The organism is Desulfatiglans sp. (assembly GCA_012513605.1).
Classification (GTDB): domain Bacteria; phylum Desulfobacterota; class DSM-4660; order Desulfatiglandales; family HGW-15; genus JAAZBV01.
On record JAAZBV010000156.1, the window covers coordinates 1 to 23,725 of the forward strand.

Consider the following 23,725-nt stretch of genomic DNA (forward strand, 5'->3'; position numbering starts at 1 on the left):
AACCGCTGAAAGCATCTAAGCGGGAAACCAACTCCAAGATTAGATATCCCTTTCTCCTTCGGGAGGACTAAAGACCCCTCGTAGACTACGAGGTTGATAGGCCAGGTGTATAAGTGTGGTAACACATTCAGCTAACTGGTACTAATAGGTCGTGAGGCTTGGCCATTTTAAACCTTTTTTATAAATTACTCTGTATTTTAGTTATATATTTTAGATATGTTTCCGGTGGTTATAGCAAAGAGGTCACACCCGTTCCCATTCCGAACACGGAAGTTAAGCTCTTTAGCGCCGATGGTACTGCATGAGAGGTTGTGTGGGAGAGTAGGACGCTGCCGGGACTTTTAATTAAAAGGCCCCTTGATTCGTCAAGGGGCCTTTTTTTTATTTATCCTATGAATTTTGCTTTTTACGATAGGTATACACTTCACTTAATAGGAGACACTATCAGGAGATAAAAGTGAGATTATTATCCTGATTGCATGACAGTGTTTTATTTTTCGCACAGACTTTATTTTATAAACCCTAAAAGATAGGGGAGAAATACTTACCGTGAGTCGCAACTTTCTTCACCTTTTTAAACAGATTTGATTAAACCTGCATTTTCATGACAAATTATCCTGTTTTTCCTGATGGGCTTTTTATTGTTGACAAAGAAATGCTGAAATGTAAGATTCGCCTTTATGATAAAAATGATGGAAAATCAGAGTATTAATATATTTTTTCAGGTTTTCTTTTTTAAAAGAAATCCCTGATAAAAAAGCGTGTGTGAATAAATAGGTTGAAAACGCCGGGCACACACCCTGGCGTTTTTTGTTGTATGCCAATTTCAAAAAATACTTTTGTATCATACAATTAATAAGGAGGATTTAGATTTGATGAATATAAAGCAACATCCCCCAATAGAGGTGACTAAAAATTTTTATAAACTTGGCACGCCTGCCTTCCCCTCTTTTCTATCAATGGGTGATTTCGGCATGCTTATTGAGGGAGGAACCGGTCCGACATTCCAGATTATTGTTGATCAGATCAACTACCTGGGGATTGACCCAAAGAACATTAAATATTTAGTACTGACCCATACACATGCAGACCATATAGGCGGCATCCCTCACTTTAAGAGACATTGGCCTCATATGAAGCTGATAGCAAGTCCGAATGCTGAAAAGGTGTTCAGTAAAACAGAGCTGTTCCATGAATTCCTGGTTGTTGACACCGGCATTGCACAGCTTATGAAGGCAAAGAATGAGATTGATGAGCTTCCTCCTGTGCCTGAAGATTACACCTTCCAGGTTGATCAGACAGTAAAGGAGGGCGATACCCTTGATTTAGGGCAAGGTGTTGTATGGGATGTCTTTGAGACCACAGGCCATTCATATTGCCATCTCTCATTTTTCGACAAAAAAGAGGGCACCCTGATCGTTGGGGATTCAACAGGTTTTTATGTGCCTGAAAAAGATGCATTCTGGCCGAACTACTTTGTATCCCTTCCGGATTACTGCAACAGCATAAGGAAGCTTGCAACTCTACCAGCGAAGAGGGCGGTTCTAAGCCATAACCACATAATAGAGGGCGATGTAAAAGGGCATCTTAAGAGTGCTATGGATGCAACTAGGGATTATCATAATGAACTCCTTGACCGCCTTGAAAGGGGCGATGATCCTGAATCAATCGCAATAGACAAGGGTCGTTTTGTCTACAGTATCACTGACATTCAGCCCTTCAAGGTCATGTATGACCTCTGCAAGGTTATGGTAATGAGATCACAGAAAAATGGAAGGGACTCGGATTTCAGCATATAGTATATGTTCATCCAAAAACGGATGTTTTTGGATGAAAGCACTCAGCCGTCAGCATTCAGCTATCAGCAAAAGGCATTTAAAAACATGCCTGGAAAGATTTATAAATCCAGGTATGTTTAATAAACTAACCTCACAGACCTGATAATGCATACAGAAAACAGAGTAACAAAGGCGAATAAACTAAAAATCAAAAAACCGGAAGGCTATTTTTGCTTTGCATGCGGTACGGCAAACCCCATAGGTCTGAACCTGGAATTTTTTGCCGTTGGTAATAAGGTCATTACAGAGACAACATTAAACAGGTATCATGTGGGATGGTCAGATATTGCCCATGGGGGCATCATCTCTACAATCCTTGATGAGGTGATGTCATGGACCATCCTCTATATTAAGAGGTGTTTTTTTGTTACCCGGAAGCTTGAGATAAAGTATATAAAACCTGTTAAGATCGGTGTGCCTCTTATAGCAAGCGGAAGCATATTAACAAACAGTGAGGATGATAAAATAGTCAAGGCTACAGGCGAACTCAGGGATAATCATAATTCCCTGCTTGCAAAGGCCAGTGGGGAATTTATTATAATCCCGCGGGAGGATATTCAACAAGGGTTTAAAGATTCGGAAAAGGAGATTTTTTCCCTTATAGATGGGCTGGAAAAAACAGAGAAAAGATAGAAAAGAGGAAAGAGAGGCCAGGAAACAGAAATGAGAAAACAGTAAATAGAAAGAGTTTTTACTCTTTTCTCTATTCTATTTACCGTATATTAATTTCTTAACAATTGGAGAACAAGATGGATATTGAACAGATAAAAGTAGGTTTTATGGATGTATTCTGCTACCTGGTGTCATGCCCCAGGACAAAAGAGGCCCTGGCAATTGACCCTGCAGGTGATGAGGATTTTATTTTCCAGAGAATAACGGAAACGGGCTTAACCCTTAAATACATAGTCAACACTCACGGCCATGCCGATCATACAGGTGGAAATGGCAGGATCAAGGAGCTTACCGGGGCGCAGATAATTATGCATGAAGTGGATAATGCGTTTTTCAGTCTGCCAGAGTGGCGTAATCATGCACTCCAGATGGGTTTTACCCCTTCGCCACCTGCTGACATATGTGTGAAGGATGATGATTTTATAGAGGTCGGTGATGTGAAGCTGAAGGTTATCCATACCCCCGGCCATACCCCTGGTGGCATGTGCCTATACGGGGGTGGTAATCTTTTTACAGGCGATACACTGTTTGTGGGCGCTATCGGCAGAACAGATTTTCCCGGAGGGGATTATGATACCTTTATGAACTCTATAAACAGCAGGCTTATGACACTTCCTGATGAAACAATCGTCTGGCCCGGACATGATTATGGGGTTACACCTTCATCCACAATCGGGCGGGAAAAGATGACCAATCCGTTCCTTTAGGTTTTTCAGGTTAATGATGAATCGTAATGCCCTGTTATCCGTTTTAAAAAGTCTTTTCATGATACTTGCCTTTGGCTTAGTTTTATTGCCGCATATTGCTGACGGTGTTGATCTAACCTATAAGGAGAGGATCAGCAGACTTGTAGTAAATGGAAGTTATACTGCAACAAAAGATGGAAAGACTATCTTTTCATATAACTCTGATACCAGGTTTATACCTGCAAGCATATGGAAGCTTACCACAGCCCTTGCCGCACTTGAGACCCTTGGCAAGGATTATCACTTTAAAACAGAATTTTATCAGGATAACGCCCATAACCTCTATATAAGGGGGTATGGGGACCCTTCGCTTATTTCTGAGGAGATTGATATAATATTCAAGGCCCTTAAAAAAATGGGGGTGTCAGAGATAAACAATATTTATCTTGACAACATCCGGTTTGAAATACCACAGATAACACCCGGTGTAAGTAAAAGCCTTAATCCCTATGATGTTGAAAACAGTGCACTTGCTGTAAATTTCAATACTATTTACTTTTCTGTTGATCAAAACGGCGCAATAACCTCTGCTGAAAAACAGACCCCGACACTTTCGATCATGAAAGAGATGGGCAAGGGGTTTAAGAGCGGCAAACACCGCATAAATATATCAAAGTCCCGTAAAAATATATCAAGGTATGTTGGTGAACTGTTCAGGGCCATTCAGGAGAGAAACGGGATTACCAGAAAAGGAACCTCCTCAGAAAAAGAAGTGCCGAAAGATCTTGATCCTCTGTATGTGCATTACTCATCAAAGGCACTTTATGAGGTAATTCGGGAAATGCTGTTTTATTCCAGTAATTATACCGCTAACCAGATATTCCTAACGCTTGGCGCGACAGCATACGGGTATCCGGCCACATGGGAAAAATCATCCAGGTTCATGCGGGGATATCTTGATAAGAATTTTCCCAGTTCATCAAAAGAGATGATCTTTGACGAGGGTTCAGGCATATCGAGAAACAACCTCATAACCGCAACAGCCATGCTGGAAGTACTTGAAAGGTTCAGGCCCTATGCTGAATTGCTGCCTTTGGAAAAAGGCAGATATATTAAATCAGGGACACTGAATGGCGTTTACACCTATGCAGGGTATTTTAATAACAAAGGAAATCATGACAGCTTTGTAATCATCCTTAATCAGAAAATGAATAACCGTGACAGGGTACTTGACCTGATGGAAAAATGGTACAGAGGCTTTTCTAAATAGAGTCCATCCAGAAAGAGACAAATTACGGATGGAGCTCTCAGCAGTCAGCGATCAGCGGTCAGCCAATTCTAATGCCTTTTGCTGAAAGCTGAATGCTGATGGCTGATCGCTTGTGAAGATTAATCTGCCTTTACTATCATGTCGCCAAAACCTGCTGCTATTTTTTGCCCAGGTTTAAGATAAAGATAATCCGCATCGGGCCACTCTCCATCCATAAGACCTTTTATCAGCCTGATATCACCCATCATCTTTTCAAAACGCCACCCCTTTTTTATCGCCTCATTATGAGTAAATTCTTCTGCCTTTTTATCTTCAACTATACCCTGCTCAATAAAGACAATGCGCTCGTAGTGTTTTGTCATGTCACTCATGGAGGCAATTATCCTGTCTGCCCTCTCTTTACCCATGCGCTTAACCATGGCCTCATATGCATTTTCATCGTATAGTGTTGCGGAATCTGCCCCAATGCCGGTTCCTCCGGTTGCATTATCAAGACGTTCCATATAATCTTTTGTATACCATATGGTGCCGGGGCAGCTCCTCTGCTGCTCTTTGTACTCCTCTTTTGAGCCAAGGCAAAGGGTTATACAGTCATGGGCACGTGGTATAATGATCGGTATATCACGGCAAACAAGCCCGGCTGTTGCCTTTCCGCAAAGCCCGTAACAGAGCAGTATTGCATCGTAACTCCTATTTGTGACACCATCTATCTTTTCCTGAAGGGTTTTGTTCAGTTCCTTTGGTTTTATGTGCTGCCCCATTGATACGAGCTCAATGTCAACAAGGTGCGGTGATTTAGCCACACAGAAATAGGCATATCTCGCAAGGGCATCACAGCAAATACATTTCAGTTTCATTTTAATTTCCGGTATCTGTAAAGTAATTCGTTATCTAAATTTATAAAAATATAACATAAGTCGTTATAGATAACCACGGAACACGGAGATGTTAAAAGTTTTTCCCCGTGTTATCTGTGCTCCGTAGTGAAACATATTTTATGGCATATTCACTAATAAATTTTGCAATTTTAAAAGAGACTATCATGGGGGTTATTCTGAGTCAATTCATCCTAATCATGGCCAGGCGGAATAGCGGTTAGGAATAGGTGAACACCTTGAATAAATAAGCTTTATTTTTAATTTTTCAGGTGCTATAGACATGGATTATGTCTATTCATGATATATAACAAGAGGTTGTAGTTTTTCAGATCACTCAATTATCAGGAGATATGCCTAGATGAAAGTACTACTCTTACTATTAATATTACAGGCAGCAGTTATAGCGCAGGAGAACCCAGCATATAAAAACCAGAGCCTCCCTGTTGATGACAGGGTGAATGACCTTGTTCCCCGGATGACCCTTGAAGAAAAGGTGGCCCAGCTTACAAGCACAATGCCCATGCTGGGATTTGGTTCCGATGCAGAGACATCATTTATAGATAAGGATGGGAAGATAGTCCCGGAGCGTGCGGTTAAATATTTTAAAAACGGTATCGGTCAGATATCAAGGCCAGGGATGAGGCTCGGGCCAAAGGAGATGGCCGAGTTTACAAATACCGTGCAGAAGTGGGTTATGGAAAATACAAGGCTCGGTATCCCTGTCATGTTTCATGAAGAGGCGCTGCACGGGCTTGCTACTGGAAAGGCAACCTCCTTTCCACAGGCCATTGCCCTTGCATCCACATGGAATCCTGATTTGGTAAATGAGGTTTTTACTGTAATCGCCCTTGAGGTGCGCTCCAGGGGGGCGCAGCAGGTGCTCGCACCGGTGCTTGATATTGTAAGGGACCCGAGATGGGGCAGGACAGAGGAGACCTATGGTGAAGACCCGTATCTCGCATCAAGGATAGGTGTTGCCGCTGTATCAGGCTTTCAGGGAAACTCCGTCTTTATTGGCAAATCCAATGTTATTGCAACAGGAAAGCATTTTGCCGTGCATGGCCAGCCTGAAAATGGCACCAATGTTGGGCCGGGGAATTATTCTGAAAGGGTTATCAGAGAATATTTTCTTAAACCATTTGAGGCAGCTGTAAAGGAGGCAAACCTAGAAAGCATCATGCCATCCTACAATGAAGTAGATGGCATCCCTTCCCATGCGAACATCGGGCTTCTTGATGGAATATTACGCCAGGAATGGGGCTTTAAGGGCCATACAGTATCTGACTATTATGGTATCAAGGAGTTAAAAGAAAAACATTTTGTTGCGGCCTCAAAGGAGGAGGCAGCCAGGCAAGCGATTGAGGCGGGCGTGGATATAGAACTCCCCTACACCGAGATGTATGATGCGCTGATCGAGCTGGTAAATAAAGGTGTGGTATCAGAGGGTGCAATAGATAAATGTGTGAGGAGGGTGCTAAGGTCAAAATTTATCACAGGCCTTTTTGATGACCCTTTTGTTGACCCCGATTATGCCGAAAAGGTCTATAAAGCCCCTGCGCATAAGGCCCTTGCATTAAAGGCGGCCAGGGAGGCAATAATCCTTTTAAAGAATGAAAATAACCTTCTCCCTCTTTCAAAGGATAAATATAAAAGGATAGCTGTAATAGGGCCTAATGCAAAGGGTGTTCACCTTGGAAACTACAGCGGGTTTCCTGAAGGGGGTGTTGATATTTTACAGGGGATAAAGAACAGACTGGCTTCAGGCCAGGAGTTGATCTATGCAGAGGGCTGCAAAATTACAGAGACCGATTCAACAGTCTTTACCTTTGAAGACCCGAAGCCTGCTGACCCAATAAAAAATGGAGAACGCATAAAGGAGGCGGTTAAGGCTGCTAAGGATGCGGATGTTATTATACTTGCACTGGGCGGGAATGAGTTTACATCAAGGGAGGCATGGATAGGCCACCTTGGCGACAGGGACAGCCTTGAGTTGTTGGGGAACCAGAATGACCTTGTAAAAGAGATGCTTAATCTTAATAAACCTGTTATTGTATTCCTTATTCACGGTAGACCCAATTCCATTAACTATATAGCAGAAAATGTGCCTGCCATCCTTGAGGGGTGGTATCTGGGTCAGGAGGGAGGAAACGCAGTGGCAGATGTCATTTTCGGGGAATATAACCCTGGCGGTAAACTGCCATTATCTGTCCCGAGGTCTGTTGGTCAGTTACCTGTTTATTATAACCATAAGCCCACTGCAAGGCGCGGGTATGTAGACTCAACGCCCAAACCCCTTTATCCATTCGGCTGGGGAAAGAGCTATACGGCATTCAGGTATGACAGTATCAAACTCTCATCTGATAAGATAGGTACAATGGGCGAAACAGTGGCGTCTGTTAGTGTGACAAACACCGGTAAACTAAGAGGGGATGAGGTGGTTCAGCTCTATATAAGGGATGAGGTAAGCTCTGTCACAAGGCCAGTGAAGGAGCTTAAAGGGTTTAAGCGTCTGTCCATTGAACCTAACGAGACAAAGAGGATTGAATTTGTGATAGGGCCTGAAGAACTCTCATTATTAAATCGTGATATGCACAGGGTTGTTGAACCAGGCACATTCAAGATAATGGCAGGGGGAAATTCTGAGGAATTGATTGAAGCAACACTAACGGTCATTAACTAAAAAGCGGGGGTAAAAGATGGGTGAACTTGAAAAGATAAACAAATACAGTCTTGAGATAGAGGGCCTTTTAAGATTGAAAACACCTCCAATAGGTATCAAATTCATAAAGAGCGAGGATGAGATCCCCGAACACGCGATTCGACCCAAAAGGGATAAAGGCATCCATCTTGCGCAGTGCCAGGCATTTGCCATGTCCAGGCGTGAGGGTGAAACAGTGGCCATACTCAAGGAAGACCAGTATTGCTGGGCACCCCTTGTTGCATACGGGCTTGCCTCCCCTGATGTTATAGATGCAGGTATTAATGAGGCCCCTGATTCCGTGAAGGGTATCCTGAAATGGACAAGGGAACTTGCAGATGCGCTCCCATCGTTACCGACAGGGGAGTATATCGGCATTCTATCTGCCCCTCTATCCACAGCACAGTTTATCCCTGATGTAATATTGATCTATTTTAACAATGGCCAGTTAAGAAGCGCGCTTATGGCGCTCAAGTTTGCACGGGGCGAATACCATGTGGAGTCTGATATAGAACCCTTTGATTCCTGTGTCTATTCAGTGGTGCCTGTATTCCTGAATGGGAATTACAGGGTCACTTTCCCTGATCCGGGCGAATATGAAAGGGCGCTCACCGATGAAGACAAGGTTATATTTTCAATGCCTGTAAAGAGGCTTGATGAATTTATTGATGCCGTAAGGCAGGTAGAGCGCATGGGGCAGGGTTATACCGGTTTAAAAAAGTGGATGCAGCCGGATTTTAAACGGCCTGAATTTTATGATATTATTTTTAAAAATGCAGGGCTTGATGTGAACAGTAAAACATAAAGTTCATTAATGTATTGGGATCAACTACTGCCTGAACCAGCAAGTATGTCATTCAAGGGTTCAGGCAGGTCAGAGCCAGTCATTTATCTGATTATTTATGAGGATTTTCATTAAAAATATATCAATCATATCCGGTTCATCTTCAGTTATCCTTCGAGCAGTGTCTATATTATTATTTTTAAGTGTGGTTTTTAGATGTAGTTACTGCCTCTGTAAAGAAGAGGCCGCCTATAAGGTTGAGTTCAGAGGAATAAAGAATAATGACCTCCTGAACCCTGTTCGCGATCTCTCCCAGACCCTTGAGCTATCATCAAGGCCCGCTGGCTCAATAAGCATGCTCAGAAAGAGGGTCAGGGAAGATATCGATCTGTTTCAAAGGTTCCTCAAGTCAGAGGGTTACTTCAAGGCTGAGATCAGGGAAAGTATAGAGACAAATAAAAGCCCCTGGCTAGTTGCCTTTGATTTTATTATCAACAGGAGGTTTATACTTGAATCGGCTGATATATCTTTTACCGATGATATCAAGGAGGAAATCAGAAGACCTGATCTCTCCCAGGCCGGAATTGTATTAAAGCAGCCATACCGCTCAAAGGATATACTTGATGGAGAGAAGAGGCTGCTTCTCCTTTTACAGAAACAGGGGTTTCCCTATCCTGTTGTGGTAAACAGAGATGTGGTGGCAGACCATGATACCGAGTCTGTCAAGGTCCATTTTTTATTTAACCCCGGACGGAGGGCGCAGTTTGGAAAGACATCATTCAGCGGGCTTATACAAGTTGACCCGGCGTTTCTAATAAAACTGATTCCCTGGAAAGAGGGAGACCAGTATAACCCGGGGCTTCTTACAGCCTATTATTCAGAACTGATGAACCTTGGCCTTTTTTCTATAGTGAGGATCATAGAGACAAAGGGTCAATCAGAAGAGACCATGCTGGTAGAGGTTAATGTTGCTGAGCGTAAGCATAACACTGTAAGCGCAGGGGTGAACTACCATACAGATGAGGGTCCGGGTCTCAAATTTTCATGGGAAAATAGAAACCTGTTCAGGCATGGTGAAAGGCTGGGGCTGAATGTGACCCTGTCAGACTATCTAACAACAGCAGAAAGTACCTTTAAAAAGCCTTTGTTCCTGAGAAGGGATCAGTCTCTGCGGTTTTCCATTCAAAAATCCTATGAGGACCCTGATGCATACACCAGTGACAGTTTTTCAGGATCCATCTTTATCGACAGGCAACTGACAGTAAAGCTGGATACTGGCCTTGGGCTCACATACAAGTGGTCAGAAATAGATCAGCTTGGTATTGTTAACAGATTTTCCCAGATCTCTCTACCCCTTCACCTGGGTATTGATACCAGTGATGACCTGCTTGATCCTGTGAGAGGCAGCAGGTTCTCAGTCAAGATTACACCTTTTTATGAACTCTCTCATGAATCCCTGTTCTTTAATAAAGGGATTATTAATTACAGGCATTATCTTAAGATAATGGATGACCCTGTCTCCATACTGGCCGGGAGCGTCACATTTGGAATAATCAAGGGCGCCGGTCATACTGAGATCCCTGCCACTGAAAGGTTTTATGCTGGTGGAGGCGGATCAGTAAGGGGTTATCCATTTCAGTCTGTAGGCCCTATATCAGGCACAACGCCGCTTGGAGGAAAATCCTTGCTGGAAATGTCGCTTGAATCAAGGTGGAGGATCACAAAAAATATGGGGCTTGTCCTGTTTCTGGATGGTGGCAGTGCCTTTACTGAAAGGCCCTTTGGCAGAGGCGAAGATATCAGGTGGGGAACAGGCATGGGTTTCAGATACTTCACACCCATTGGCCCCTTAAGGCTCGATATCGGGATCCCCCTTGATAAAAGGGAGGGTATTGATAACTCCTTTCAGATCTATATCAGTTTAGGACAGGCGTTTTAACAGGGTGTTATGAATATGAAGATATCAGTGGTATGCAGAATGGTCAGGAAGGGTGCAGGGTATATGGCGCTGATTATCTCTGTGCCTGTTCTGGGATGCATACTTCTTTTCACCATGATGCAGACCAACTATATCAAAGGGGTTTCTGTTAATCTGCTCAACAGCCATATCCTTGCAAAACAGGGTATCACGCTTGAGGCAGGCAAAATAAAAGGGGTATTGCCCTTCAACTTTGTTATCAGCGAGCTTGGTATTCATGACATGGAAGGCAGGTGGATGAAACTCAGCGGGTGTTCCGTACATATACTCCCAACTAAACTTCTTGCTGGTCGCCTTTACATTAAAAAGATAAATGTTGATAAGGCTGTTGTAGAACGGTTGCCTCACAGGGATAAAGTGAGAGGTAAAGAGATGCCGGAGGGTTTTACAATACCTTCATTTCCTTCATGGTTAACTGTCGAGGATATTCAGTCGCCTCATATTGATCTTGATGAAACCATTCTGGGCCAAGCTTCCCGATACTCTCTTTCAGGCGGTATTACAGGTACAGGTTTAAGAGAAGTCACAGCCTTTAATCTTGTATTAACCGGCACCAAAGGTCATGCCGGGTCTCTCGTATTTTCTTCCCTGATCAACAGCAATACTAAAGATTTCGAAATAAGGCTTTTAGCAAGGGACCCTGGCAGGGGCCTGCTTTACTCTCTTACAGGCGCAGGCATTGATTTCAACCTTGATTTCGAGGGAAAGGGGACCAATTCAGGCTTCAGCGGCAGGCTCAATGCATCAGGCAGTGATGCAGGAGAAATAACCTCTGACATAGAGGTGGAAGGAAAGAAGTATTACCGGTTTATTATCTCAGCGGAGTTAAAACCTGTTGATACCCTTTTAAGGGATCTGAATATATGTATAGCTTCCCCTGTCAATTTCAGGATAGATGCAGACCTGACAAACAAGAAGGAGATACTCTTCAATACTTTTGAAATAAGAACAGGGGAGATGGTCTCAGGTTACGAAGGCATATTTAAGCCTGATGGTCTTTCTATTGAAGGGGATTTTCATCTGGATATCAGAGACACAAAATGTCTTGAACATTATATGAAGGGATACACAGCCGATGGATTAAAGGTGGAAGGCAGCTTAAAAGGTAAACTACTCCGGCCCGATATTGATCTGACTTATCGCATTGCTGAACTTGTGAATGAAGAGGCGAAACTCCATGATATAAGCGGGAGTGGAGAGGTAAGGTTTATGGATGAAATAAACCATGCATCTCAAATAGCTTTGTCAGGTAGCGGTTCCATTGGTGAGATACTGATTATTTCGGGAGATAAAAAATACCATGATAAAAATATCTCATACGGATTCAACCTGTTGAACAGGGCGGGCATTGGACTGGAAGCAGAAATGGTTAAGGTTGAATCAAAAAATATTATGCTGCTTGTATCAGGAGAGATGGATTTTCTGAATAATAATCTGAATCTTAACGGGAGACTCAGCTTGCATGACCTTGATACACTCTCAAGGCACATAAATGAGAAGATCACGGGCTCTGGTGAAATAATATTTACGCTCCAGAGAGATAATAATATTTTTTCAGCCACTGTGGATGCTGATATTAACCGGCCTTCATATAAAGGCGCCGGGGCAGACAGGGTCTCTTTCGGGTTCAACGGAAGATTCAATGATCATAAAGGCGATGGGAGAATATCAGCACAGGTGCAAAGGGGAGAACACATTCTGAATATTATGTCTGGTCTTGCTCTCTCTGACAGGGATATATTATTTGAGAAGATTAACATATCCGGTATGGAGACCAGGATTAATGGAAACATAAACTACAGCAGGGTAAAACATTTTTTAAACGGCATTATTTGTATTTCATCTGATGATCTCTCGGGCATAACCTCTCTGTCAGGCTACAACATAACCGGTACAGCATCAGGGGAGCTTCTCTTCACTGAAGAAAAGGAGGGCCAGAGAGTGGGTTTCCAGTTCACTGCAAGGGATGTGGAGTATAAAGAGAACCTTGTAGAGGGCATAGATATAACAGGCCATGTGTCTGATATCTCCGGCTCTCAAAATTTCAGGCTGGAGACATCTCTCAGGGGTTATACTTTCAAGGAGGCTGAGCTTGAAACAATAGAGATAATTGCCACCGGCAAAAAAGAGAACGCCCGGATCCTCATCAATGGCAGGGCTAACGCCCCCATTGAAACCCTCTTTGAGGCAGAAGCAGCGGTTGCTGATAAGAACGGGAAAAAAGAGGCGGGGCTTACCCATTTTATGATCTCATTCGGTGAGACCCGTATAGCAATTATGGAACCTTTAATTCTGCGCTATTCGGATGATAAGACGCTGATAAGGGGGATCAATATTGGTGTTGATACAGGAAAGATCACAGGGGCTATGGATTATTCCACGGGCGGGATGCATGGAGATCTCCATATCGAAAAGATACCTCTTTCCCTCCTCTCCCTTGCGGGTATAAATGAGCTTGAAGGTGCGATGGATGGAAAAATCAGTATTAGCGGTACACCTAAAATGCCTGATATATCAGGCAGCATGGATATCAGAGGGGCCAGAGTTAAGGGGATAAAAAACAGCAGTATTCCCCCTGTTGATATCAGCGCCTCCTTTCTAGTAAATAAGGAGTCCCTGTCAGGAGAGTTCAGCCTTTTTGGAATATCAGGCACCAGTATCAGGGGCATGATGATGGTCCCATGCAGTTTCTCCATCCATCCCTTCACGTTTGATGCTGATGATAATGCCCCGCTGACAGGAGGCCTTAAAGGGGAGTTTGACCTTGCAGCCATTACATCTTTGTTTGATATCCATGGTCAGACGCTCAAAGGGAGGCTTCTTGCCGATTTTGACATAAACGGGCTCTACACCTCTCCGCTTATAACAGGTCGGGCGACCTTTTCTGAGGGGGGCTATGAGAACACAGGCTTGGGTATTATCCTTAATGATATCAGTGCCGATATATCTGCGGAGGGGGGCGATATTTTTGTTCATCACATTTCAGCTGATGACGGATCAAAAGGAAAAGTAACAGGAAGCGGCCAGATCAGTTTTGATACCATGAAGAGCTTCAGGTATAACCTCTCCATCTCTCTTAAAGAGATGCAGTATACAGGCCATGATATGCTGAGTTTTACTATAGGTGGGGATACAGAGATATCAGGGAGGGCAGGTGAACACAATATCATGGGCAGGTTCAGCATTGAAAAGGCCGATATACAGATCCCTGAAAAGCTACGTTACGAGATCACCGATATTGAAATAAAGGAGATCAATGTAACGAACGGGCTGGTTACTGAAAAGGTCGCTGAGCGACCTGAAAAAAGCAGCCTAAACTTCAATGTAAGGGTTTCGAGCAGTGGAAGGGTCTATATATACGGAAGGGGGCTTGAATCAGAATGGAGGGGAGATATTAAACTGGAAGGCAGTGCGGACACCCCTCTTTTACTCGGAAATCTTACCCTTATAAGGGGGAATTATAACTTTCTTTCAAGACCTTTTATACTTACCCTTGGATCGGTCAGTTTTACAGGGAAATCGCCCCCTGAACCCTATTTTGAGGTCACTGGAAGGGCTGTTAACAATAATATCTCTGCCTATGTAAACCTCAGGGGGAATATTAAATCCCCTGTTTTCACACTCTATTCAGAACCTGCCCTGCCGCAGGATGAAATCATGGCAAGGATACTTTTTGACAGGGAGATATCACAGATTACTCCCATACAGGCTCTACAGCTTGCAGGGGCAATAAATGAGATGATGGGTAGAAGGGGTTTTGACCCTCTGGCCTATACCAGAAATCTAATAGGAGTGGACTGGCTGCAGGTAAAACAGTCAGGGGAAAGCCCCGGTGAATCTGCATTAAGTGCGGGAAAATACCTCGGGGATAGTATTTATGTAGAAGTTGAGAAGGGTATAAGCGCTGAAAGTGGTAAGGTCTCGGTTAAATGGGAGCTTACACCAAGAATAACTGTTGATACCAGTGTGGGAGAAAATGCTGACACGGAAATGGGTATTAATTTTAAACTTGATTACTGAGATATTATAAATTTTTATTAAGCGAAATCTGTTGACGGGCATATTTTTATTCATTAAGTTTCCACTGAATTTTTTTAACAAGACGTAAACCATGGCTCAGAATTCCCGGATTGCCTATTTGAAAAGGCAGTTAAAATATTTATACCTCAGGTTATTACACTTAAAGGGTGAACCCCACGAGCTTGCTCTTGGTATGGCTATTGGTGTATTTGCCGGTATGATGCCGATACTTCCCTTTCAGATTGCCCTCGCAGTGGCGCTTGCTCTTTGTTTCAAGGCCAGTAAAATAACTGCTGCCATTGGGACATGGGTAAGTAACCCCCTGAACTGGTATTTTATCTATTTTTATGATTATAAACTTGGGGCATATCTGCTTGGCCTTGAAGGAGGGCATGAAGTCATAAAAACGATCATGGCTGCAATAAACCGGCATGATGAAATAGAAGTCATCTGGAATACCCTTTTTTCATCAGGGGCTGCCATTGTTACTGCCCTTCTTATCGGGGGGATTATATTCGGCGCTATAGCAGCTCTCCTCACTTATCCTGTGTTTTTATGGCTCTTCCGGAAGATAAGGGAATGGCGGCAAAAGAGAAAAGAAAAAAAGGGCACAAGGACATACCAGAAGTTCAAAAGGAGGCAGAAATAATCGGGTGACTGTTTATTCTTTGCACAAAATGTTTTAAATAAACAAGGAGTTGAATCATCCTTTAGCATGTAATATAGTCTCTTCAGTTTTTTCTACAGGAGGTTTTCCTATGAATATACTCTGGCTTCTTTTAGGTGCATTGTTTTTTGTGGTATTGGGGTACAGGTTTTATTCCGGTCGCATAGCTCGAATACTTGGTGAAGATAAACAGAGGGTTACCCCTGCATGCGAATTTAATGATGGTATTGACTACTGCCCGACCAGGGGGCAGGTTGTATTTGCCCACCATTTTGCATCCATTGCCGGTGCAGGGCCTATTATAGGGCCGACCATGGCGATAATGTATGGCACTATGCCGGTCTGGTTGTGGGTGGTTATAGGCGGCATATTTTTCGGTGCGGTTCATGATTATGTAACCCTTTTTGTATCTATTAGGGAACGCGGCAGATCAATAGCAGAGATCGCCCGTAAATCACTTGGTGACTTTGGGTTCGGCTTGATGATTGTCTTTACCATTGTAATGATACTTCTGGTAACCTCTGCATTTCTGGTGGCATCGGCAACCTCACTTACCTCACTTGTCTCCCTTGAACAGATGAGACTCGCCTCTGATCAGGCAATATTGAAGACTGTTGTAAGGGATGGAGTAACCTTTGGCAGAATCGGCGGGATCGCATCAACATCGGTTATTTTCATAACAGTGCTGGCGCCAATAATAGGGTTTATGAATTACAGAAAGAATATATCCCTTGCGATAACTGTTCCACTTGCCATTTTTATATGTTTATTATCTATTGTGATCGGCCTCTGGGCCCCTGTATCACTTGATGTCAACACATGGATGATCGTGCTGAGCCTCTACACCCTGGTTGCTGCCGGGGTGCCTGTATGGATACTGCTTCAGCCAAGGGATTTTACCAATGTGTTTATACTGTACGGGGGGCTTATCTTGCTTATAGCCGGGACAATAGGGGCAAGCATACACGGGGTTACCACCACTGCCCCTGCATTCAATATTGCAGGTGGAGCCTCTGCTCCCTCTTTAGGGCTTATATGGCCCTTTCTGTTTATAACAGTTGCATGTGGTGCTATATCCGGTTTTCATGCACTTGTTGCAGGTGGGACTGTCTCAAAACAGGTCACATGCGAGCCTCATGCGCGTATTATCGGGTATGGAGGCATGCTCCTTGAGACAATGCTTGCTGTTGGCGTGATTATCGCCCTTTCTGTGGGAATCCCCTTTGATGACTATGCCAGGATTGTTCACCCGGAAGCTGGCAGCTCCAACCCAATCCTGGCTTTTGCTCTTGCGATGAGCGGATTGATGTATAAAGGGCTTGATATACCTATGATCTACGGAACAGTCTTCGGAATACTCATGGTGGAGGGTTTTGTTGCAACCACACTTGATACTGCGGTGCGTATAAACCGCTATCTATTTGAAGAGCTCTGGTCAATACTGTTTAAAAATCCTCCGTTATGGATAAGGTCATATCTTTTTAATTCTTCATTATCTGTTGTCCTGATGCTTATCCTTGCATTTACCAATGCATTCAGCGCCATCTGGCCAATTTTCGGTACTGCCAACCAGCTTCTGGCAGCCCTTACGCTTATAACACTGGCCGCATGGCTTGCTGCAAACAGGAAGAAGGCCGGATTTTTGCTTCTTCCTGCGTTTTTCATGATTGTTACAACCATTTTTGCGCTTATCTTCCTTGCTGAGCGGTATTTTTCTAAAGGAAATTATATCCTGCTATCCGCAGATATCATTATGATACTGCTCACAATCGGCCTGATAGTGGTGGCAGTTAAGACATTTATAAAGCAGCATAAAGAAAAGATATCCTGAACCTCATACCTTTAAAGGCCCCTGACCATTTGTGTTGATCAGGGGCTTTTAAAAAACGATTCATTTCAATAAGTCTTATGATTCAACATACCTTGACTTTCTCCTCAATTCTGATAGCATTGCACAGACAATTAGCCCTGTTGTTGAGGTCAGTATCTCTGGTTTGATAGGCTTATCAGCCTATAATAGGCAGAATAAGGGCTGAGACTGACCGATTTAGGTTTATGGGTGTTTTAAAGACATTTAATCGAGGTTTTGCAAAATGAAAATTAAATCAGCTTTTTTCTCATTGGTAGTTATCGCAATCTTATCTCTTGTTGCGATTTCAGGATCATCTGGTACAGAAGGAAACAAACGGATTGTATTGGCTTATAGCAACAATGTGGAGGGGTATCTTGAACCGTGCGGGTGAGCTGATACCGGTGAGATGCTCGGTGGGCTCTATAAAAAAACAACATATCTTAATGAATACAGGAAAACCGAAAAAAATCTTGTCGTTGTAGATTCCGGTGACCTGCTTAATGAACATGTACAGATTAAAGAATCGTTTGTGGCTACTGCAAAACTCAAGGCAGAATTAATCACCAAGGTTTATAAGGAAATTGGCATTGATGCAATCAATGTAGGTGAACTTGAGCTGGCCCTTGGCCTGGATTTCATCAAGGATATTGAAAAAAGGTATGATGTGCCATTTGTTTCAGCCAATATAGTAAATGATAAAAAGGAGCTGGTGTTCAAGCCATATGTGATCAGGAATATTAATAATATCAAGATAGGCATAATCGGCCTTATGGGTACCACCCCTGATGTTGTAAAACCATTTGAGGAGATAGTCGGATCTACCTTGTCTGTTCTTGACCCCATAGAAACCGTAACAGCAATGGTAGCTGAACTCAAGGATAAGGTGGACTTTGTTATTGTCCTCACACATCAGCATATGGGACGCAACTGGATAATTGCCAGAAAGATAAACGGCATTGATGTGATTGTGGGCGGTCACCACAAACAGAAACTGGAAACCCCCTATGAGGCCAATAATACCTATATAGTCCAGACAGGTGAGAAGGGACAGCATCAGGGCATGCTTGTTATCGAAAAGGCTGCTGACGGCACAAAGACGGCCACAAATACCCTTGTCCCCTATGGTGACAAGATAGCTGATGATCTAAAGGTCAAAACCATGATCGATGATTTCAACAAAGAGGTTAACAAGCTTTATACAACTGCTTCCGGGACCACAGCGAAAGAGGAGACAGTAATACTGAGATCAGCCTCATGTGGCGAGTGCCACAGTGATGCCTATGAAATCTGGCAGAAGAGCGATCATGCAAAGGCATTCCAGACCCTTATCAATAAAGAGCGACAATTCAACCCTGACTGCCTTGTATGTCATACAACCCGTTTTGAGGAGGCAAATGGTTTCACCATGAAGGCACAGGAAAAGGAGCTGCGAAATGTCCAGTGTGAATCATGTCATGGCGACGCCTCTGCCCATTTGGAAGATCCAGGTTCTGTGCCTCAGATGGACCCTGGAGTAAAGACCTGCCTGAAATGCCATACTGAACACAGGTGCCCGGATTTTGAGAAGGAATATCAAAAGGAATGGGAGCAGATTAAACACTAGAATCTGGCTAAAGCCATTTATGTCTGTGTAATCAAAGAAACCCTGTTCAATGGACAGGGTTTCTTTTTATAACCCGATTATTTATCTTCTTATTTTCAGATATTGTTTAGCCTTTACCAATAACCATTCACAATTCACCATTTACCGCAAACTTTTTTTACAGCCCCAGGCTTGAGAGCAGGTTGTCAACATCATCCTGTCTGGCACGCCCTTCTGTCCCGCCTTTTTCATAACCTGTCATTAACTGGTTATTTTTATCCTTATCAATATTATGCCAGTTCAGTTTGAGTTTCCTGGCAATCTTGGTTATCTGATCCTGAAATGTCTGTATTGTTGGTATTGTTTTAAGGAGCTGTTGACCTATCCTGTCCTGTATCTGCTGTGTGCTGTTCAGGGTAAGGCTCTGCCTGTTTATAAAATCCAGCTTGCTCATCAGGATTTCTATATTTCTGGTGACAAGGTTGTTTGAAATGTCGATGCCGGCCTTTATCTGTAAAAGACTGGCCCTCATCTCCTTTTCAATATCAAAGAGGTTCTCAACTATTTCAAGAACCGCATTTGTCTGTGTCTCTGTTTCCGATATTATATTTTCAAGCCTCTTCAATGCAGTAGGGATACTTTCTATATTGGAGTGATTCAGGTCATCCTCAAGTTCGGTTGTTGATGTAAGAAAGTGCTGCAATACATCCTTGAGCCCTTCTATTACCTGAACCTCTTCCTCTTTATTACCGGGGTTAACCACCCTCGAATGTATCTCCTGTACAGTAAACATCCTCTTCTGGGCAATAACCGCTATATCCCTCTGTTCCTGTGTAATAAGACCCTGTTCAAGCAGGAATGTCCCGAGTACCTTTCCTTCAGGCTTTATGGAAAGCATCTCGTCAACAGATTGCCTGTCAAGGTAAGAGAGCCTTACAAGAGTCTCTCCATAATATTCAACAGGCGGGATCTGGAGATATATCTGCACCGCCTTTATGCTCTGCTTGAGACCATTTTCGTTTCTCGTGCCCCTTGTCAGTGCCTCTGCCACTGTATTAACCAATGGTGCAAGTCGCCTTGTATTTGAACACTGACCCTGATAGATACAGTATTCTAAAAAAAGCTGGGCAGCAATATCTACCTGCTCATTTGTATCGTAACTGTTTAATATTTCTTTAATAAGTGATAATCCGCTTTTATTTCCCGACATGTCCAAACTCAAAAAAATTCACTGTGGCTGACTCTGCATATGCTTTTTTTAACGGTTAATGTATATCCAGGTTTCATTTTATTGGTAAGTTATCGACAGGTAAATAAAGTAACTTAAACCATAATGAAGATATTATTAAAATTTTAAGTTTTTTGAATGAAACTATTTAATCGTATTGATTTTATGAAGTTCATAGGGTAAGCTTGCCCAAAATTTAATATTTTCAGGCGCAAAATTATTATATATCGAAAGGAAACAATAAATTGGCAGAGATTATCAGAACAATACCTGAACCTAATAAAACGGTTGACGTGGTCCGTGAATGTGATGTTGTGGTTGTCGGCGGCGGCCCTGGCGGAATAGGTGCAGCGATCGCAGCGGCACGCAATGGAGCAGATACTGTTCTTATAGAGAGATACGGTCATCTTGGCGGAATGAGCACGGGAGGGCTTGTTACAATTATCCCATGTTTGTCTGACTTTGACGGCAACCTCCAGATTGCGGGCATTAACCAGGAGTTTATAGACCGTCTGAGTGAAAGGAAGGCGGAGTTTCATCCCCCAATGGACATCTGGGGCTCTGATGACCCAAAACTTGTCAACTACTGGAATGAGAGATCATTCTTCTGGGTGCGTGAAAGACGCATAATCTACTCATCCCTCATTGATGCAGAGATAGGCAAGTGCATCCTTAATAACATGGTTAATGAAACGGGCATCAAGACATATCTCCACGCATGGGGGACAATGCCCATTATGGAGGGGAACAAACCGGTTGGTGTTGTCTTTGAGAGCAAGTCAGGCCGTCAGGCAATAATGGCAAAGGTTGTAATAGATGCAACAGGTGATGGAGATCTCCTGCCATTTACAGGCGCCACATTTGACACAGATATAGACCCGAGGATAAGGATAGCCAATCTTTCACTATGCTACTGGATCGATAATGTAAACCTGGTAAAGGTGGAGGATTTCCGCAGGGAATACCCGGATAAATGGGGCGAGATGATGATGGAGCTTATGCAGCAGGGCGGGCATCCCGGTTTCATGAGAAGCAACCTCCCCAACCAGGAAAAGGTTGTATGGGTGCATCCCAGGTATGCAAACAAGAGCCAGACCGATGTGGAAGAGCTTACAAGGGTTGAGATGCTTGGCCGTGAGAAGATGTTGCTTACCTTTGATTACTTTAAAAAGAATATCCCCGGATTTGAAGAGAGTTTTATTGTGCTCTCATCACCACAGCTTGGAACAAGGGGCGCAAGAAGGGTACATGGCGATTATATGGTTACATCCGAGGATCTCCAGCGCAATGAGCCCTTTACTGATACAATAGCCGTATTCCCGGACCTTGACAGGGGTAAAAATTCGCTCAACTCGCCTCTTACATTTATCCCCTACAGGTCGCTTCTGCCAAAAGGCGTTGATAATATGCTGGTCGGATGCAGGGCATTTTCATCAGATCAGGAAACCAACAACTTCTTTAACCTTATACCCCACTGTATTGCAATCGGTGAGGCAGCCGGCACAGCGGCAGCCATTGCTCTTAAACAGGGTGTTACAGTAAGGGATGTGGATATAGAGGCGCTCAAAAAACAGCTTATTAAACAGGATGTGATCCTGCCAGGCGCATATCCTGAAAAGTATAAAAAGCCAGGTTGTGACAGGGTTACAGTGTTTGAGGTGCCATTCTTTGGTGAGTGGCAGGTCCCTAAAAAGGATGGAAGCCAGATAAAGGCCGAACACTAATTCTATTTTTAATAAAGGGTTCATCTCCTCACGGATTTGAACCCTTTTTTTATTTCTGAAACCTGCCTCTGGACTTAAATATTTAATTGTGCCAATATCATCGTCAACAAAGATAAAAGGAGAGATCATGCCCTATTTCAGTATTGAGACAAATAAGAAGATCAATAATATAGAGACCGAAAAACTTACAAAAAAGGCGAGCCAGTTTCTGGCAGAGATGATGAGCAAGCCTGAACAGGTGATTATGGTGGCCATCAAACCCGGTACCCCTCTTATCTTTGGTGGTACAGATGAGCCCGCTGCCTTTGTAAGAATAAAGGCCCTGGGGCTTGATAAGGGCAGATGCCAGGAGTTTTCAGGCAAGGTATGCGGATTTCTTACAAAGGAGATTGGTGTGCCGGGGAACAGGGTCTTTATAGAGTTTACAGATATAGATGGCAAGTGCTTTGGGTATAATGGAGACACACTTGTTCGTTGATTATATAAAAATTAAGATTCAACAGGCAGGGATGTTTTAATCAATTAATAACTGGTATGAGGTTTGAGGTTTACGGTATGCGGTTTAAAGGAACCGTAGACCTGACACCGTAGACCGTAAACCTGATTTTAAGGGGTTGCAGGAAAAATTATGGACATGGAAGATGACAATATAGAAGAGAATGGAACGGTTGAAGATAGTTTTGGAGAAAGCTTTGAGGAGCTCTTAAAACAGAGCGAGGTGAAGGCGGTATTTTTTCAGCCGGGTCAGGAGATAGAGACCACCATTATCCAGATCGCTGATGAGTGGGTCTTTATAGATACAGGGAGTAAGTCCGAAGGTGTAATAGCTCTGAGTGAGTTCAAGGATGAAGAGGGCAACATCACAATAAAGACAGGCGACAGGGTAAGTGCCTATTTCCTCTCATCCCATAACAGTGAAAGACTCTTTACCACAAAACTTTCACTTGAATCCACAGGCAAGGAATTTCTTGAGGATGCCTATCATAATCGCATACCGGTTCAGGGTGTTGTTGAAAAAGAGGTAAAGGGTGGGTATGAGATCAGGCTTGCCGGCAAGACCCGCGCATTCTGCCCCTTCTCTCAGCTGGGTCTTGGGCGGGTAGAGGACAGCAGTACAGTCACAGGTTCTGAACTCACATTCAGGGTTACCCAGTATGGGGAAAAGGGCCGAAACATTGTCCTCTCTCACCGCGCAATTGTTGAAGAGGAGAGGGAAAAAAGGAAGCTTGAATTAAAAGATACTCTAAAGGTCGGCATGACAGTAACAGGCACAGTAACATCCATAAAAAAATTCGGGGCATTTATAGAGGCAGAGGGCATAGAGGGGTTGATCCCTGTGTCTGAGCTCTCATGGGGACGTGTGGATGATATAGAGGGCATACTCTCTATAGGGCAAAAGGTTGATGTTGTTATCTCCTCCCTTGACTGGGATAAGGATAAATTCTCATTCAGCCTGAAGGAAAAACTCCCTGATCCCTGGGACTTAATTATCAATAAATATCCTGAAGGTTCTGTGCATAAAGGTAAGGTTGCACGGTGTGAAAAGTTCGGGGCATTTATTACCCTTGAGCCTGGCATAGATGGCCTTCTCCATATCTCTGAACTTGGGAAGGAGAAGAGGATAAACCATGCAAGAGAGGCGCTTACCGCAGGTCAGGAGATAGATGTAAGAATAAACGGCATAGATAAAGAAAAGAGAAGGCTTTCACTTGGCCTGGTATCAAATGAGAAGGATGAGGAAAAAGAGGTGTTCGAGAGCTTCAGCAGTGCAAGCAGCAAGGCTGGCAGCTCATTCGGTACCCTTGGAGACCTTTTAAAGGCAAAGCTTAATAAAAAATAATAACAAGA

Annotated in this window: 16 protein-coding genes and 2 rRNA genes; 16 read left to right on the forward strand and 2 right to left on the reverse strand. The window is 43.4% G+C overall.

Annotation, left to right across the window (positions count from 1 at the left end):
* The 6 genes from GX654_21750 to GX654_21775 form a co-directional block, all read left to right on the forward strand.
* Positions 1-174 (forward strand): 23S ribosomal RNA (locus GX654_21750); the annotation flags it as partial.
* A gap of 47 nt (positions 175-221) precedes the next feature.
* Positions 222-338: ribosomal RNA gene (gene rrf / locus GX654_21755) — 5S ribosomal RNA — on the forward strand.
* 537 nt (positions 339-875) lie between these two features.
* Positions 876-1,799 carry an MBL fold metallo-hydrolase gene (locus tag GX654_21760; GenBank protein ID NLD39488.1) on the forward strand — a complete coding sequence of 308 codons (924 nt, stop codon included), beginning with the start codon at positions 876-878 and terminating at the stop codon, positions 1,797-1,799.
* A 144-nt stretch (positions 1,800-1,943) separates the two neighbouring features.
* The gene (locus tag GX654_21765) at positions 1,944-2,471 is read left to right on the forward strand and encodes a PaaI family thioesterase (GenBank protein ID NLD39489.1); all 528 of its coding nucleotides are present in this window, start codon (positions 1,944-1,946) and stop codon (positions 2,469-2,471) included.
* 116 nt (positions 2,472-2,587) lie between these two features.
* Positions 2,588-3,217, forward strand: coding sequence for an MBL fold metallo-hydrolase (locus GX654_21770; GenBank protein NLD39490.1), 630 nt, complete (start codon positions 2,588-2,590; stop codon positions 3,215-3,217).
* Positions 3,218-3,230: 13 nt separating this feature from the next.
* Positions 3,231-4,466 (forward strand): peptidase S13, encoded by a 1,236-nt coding sequence (locus GX654_21775; protein ID NLD39491.1) that lies wholly within the window; start codon positions 3,231-3,233, stop codon positions 4,464-4,466.
* Between the two features lie 119 nt (positions 4,467-4,585).
* Here GX654_21775 and GX654_21780 read toward each other — a convergent pair whose 3' ends face one another.
* Entirely contained in the window at positions 4,586-5,323 is a 738-nt protein-coding gene (locus GX654_21780) for a DUF1638 domain-containing protein (protein NLD39492.1), read from the reverse strand.
* Between the two features lie 379 nt (positions 5,324-5,702).
* Between GX654_21780 and GX654_21785 the strand changes: the two genes are divergently transcribed.
* From GX654_21785 to GX654_21815, 7 genes are all read left to right on the forward strand, one after another.
* On the forward strand, positions 5,703-8,024 hold the full coding sequence (locus GX654_21785) for a beta-glucosidase (GenBank protein NLD39493.1): 2,322 nt from the start codon (positions 5,703-5,705) through the stop codon (positions 8,022-8,024).
* Between the two features lie 16 nt (positions 8,025-8,040).
* Positions 8,041-8,847 (forward strand): DUF169 domain-containing protein, encoded by an 807-nt coding sequence (locus tag GX654_21790; GenBank protein ID NLD39494.1) that lies wholly within the window; start codon positions 8,041-8,043, stop codon positions 8,845-8,847.
* Positions 8,848-9,007: 160 nt separating this feature from the next.
* Entirely contained in the window at positions 9,008-10,765 is a 1,758-nt protein-coding gene (locus GX654_21795; GenBank protein ID NLD39495.1) for a BamA/TamA family outer membrane protein, read from the forward strand.
* A 9-nt stretch (positions 10,766-10,774) separates the two neighbouring features.
* Entirely contained in the window at positions 10,775-14,824 is a 4,050-nt protein-coding gene (locus tag GX654_21800) for a hypothetical protein (GenBank protein NLD39496.1), read from the forward strand.
* Between the two features lie 91 nt (positions 14,825-14,915).
* Positions 14,916-15,473, forward strand: coding sequence for a DUF2062 domain-containing protein (locus GX654_21805; protein ID NLD39497.1), 558 nt, complete (start codon positions 14,916-14,918; stop codon positions 15,471-15,473).
* A 109-nt stretch (positions 15,474-15,582) separates the two neighbouring features.
* Positions 15,583-17,322: a carbon starvation protein A gene (locus GX654_21810; GenBank protein NLD39498.1), complete on the forward strand. Its 1,740-nt coding sequence runs from the start codon at positions 15,583-15,585 to the stop codon at positions 17,320-17,322.
* 427 nt (positions 17,323-17,749) lie between these two features.
* Positions 17,750-18,946, forward strand: a complete 1,197-nt coding sequence (locus GX654_21815) for a hypothetical protein (GenBank protein NLD39499.1) — start codon at positions 17,750-17,752, stop codon at positions 18,944-18,946.
* Positions 18,947-19,103: 157 nt separating this feature from the next.
* Here the strand turns inward: GX654_21815 and GX654_21820 are convergent, their stop codons facing one another.
* On the reverse strand, positions 19,104-20,135 hold the full coding sequence (locus tag GX654_21820) for a hypothetical protein (protein NLD39500.1): 1,032 nt from the start codon (positions 20,133-20,135) through the stop codon (positions 19,104-19,106).
* Positions 20,136-20,398: 263 nt separating this feature from the next.
* Between GX654_21820 and GX654_21825 the strand changes: the two genes are divergently transcribed.
* The 3 genes from GX654_21825 (at position 20,399) to rpsA (ending at position 23,717) form a co-directional block, all read left to right on the forward strand.
* The gene (locus tag GX654_21825; protein NLD39501.1) at positions 20,399-21,877 is read left to right on the forward strand and encodes an FAD-dependent oxidoreductase; all 1,479 of its coding nucleotides are present in this window, start codon (positions 20,399-20,401) and stop codon (positions 21,875-21,877) included.
* A gap of 127 nt (positions 21,878-22,004) precedes the next feature.
* Positions 22,005-22,355 (forward strand): phenylpyruvate tautomerase, encoded by a 351-nt coding sequence (locus GX654_21830; GenBank protein ID NLD39502.1) that lies wholly within the window; start codon positions 22,005-22,007, stop codon positions 22,353-22,355.
* 156 nt (positions 22,356-22,511) lie between these two features.
* A complete protein-coding gene (gene rpsA, locus GX654_21835) occupies positions 22,512-23,717 on the forward strand; it encodes a 30S ribosomal protein S1 (GenBank protein NLD39503.1) in 1,206 nt (401 codons plus the stop codon).
* Positions 23,718-23,725 lie beyond the last annotated feature (8 nt).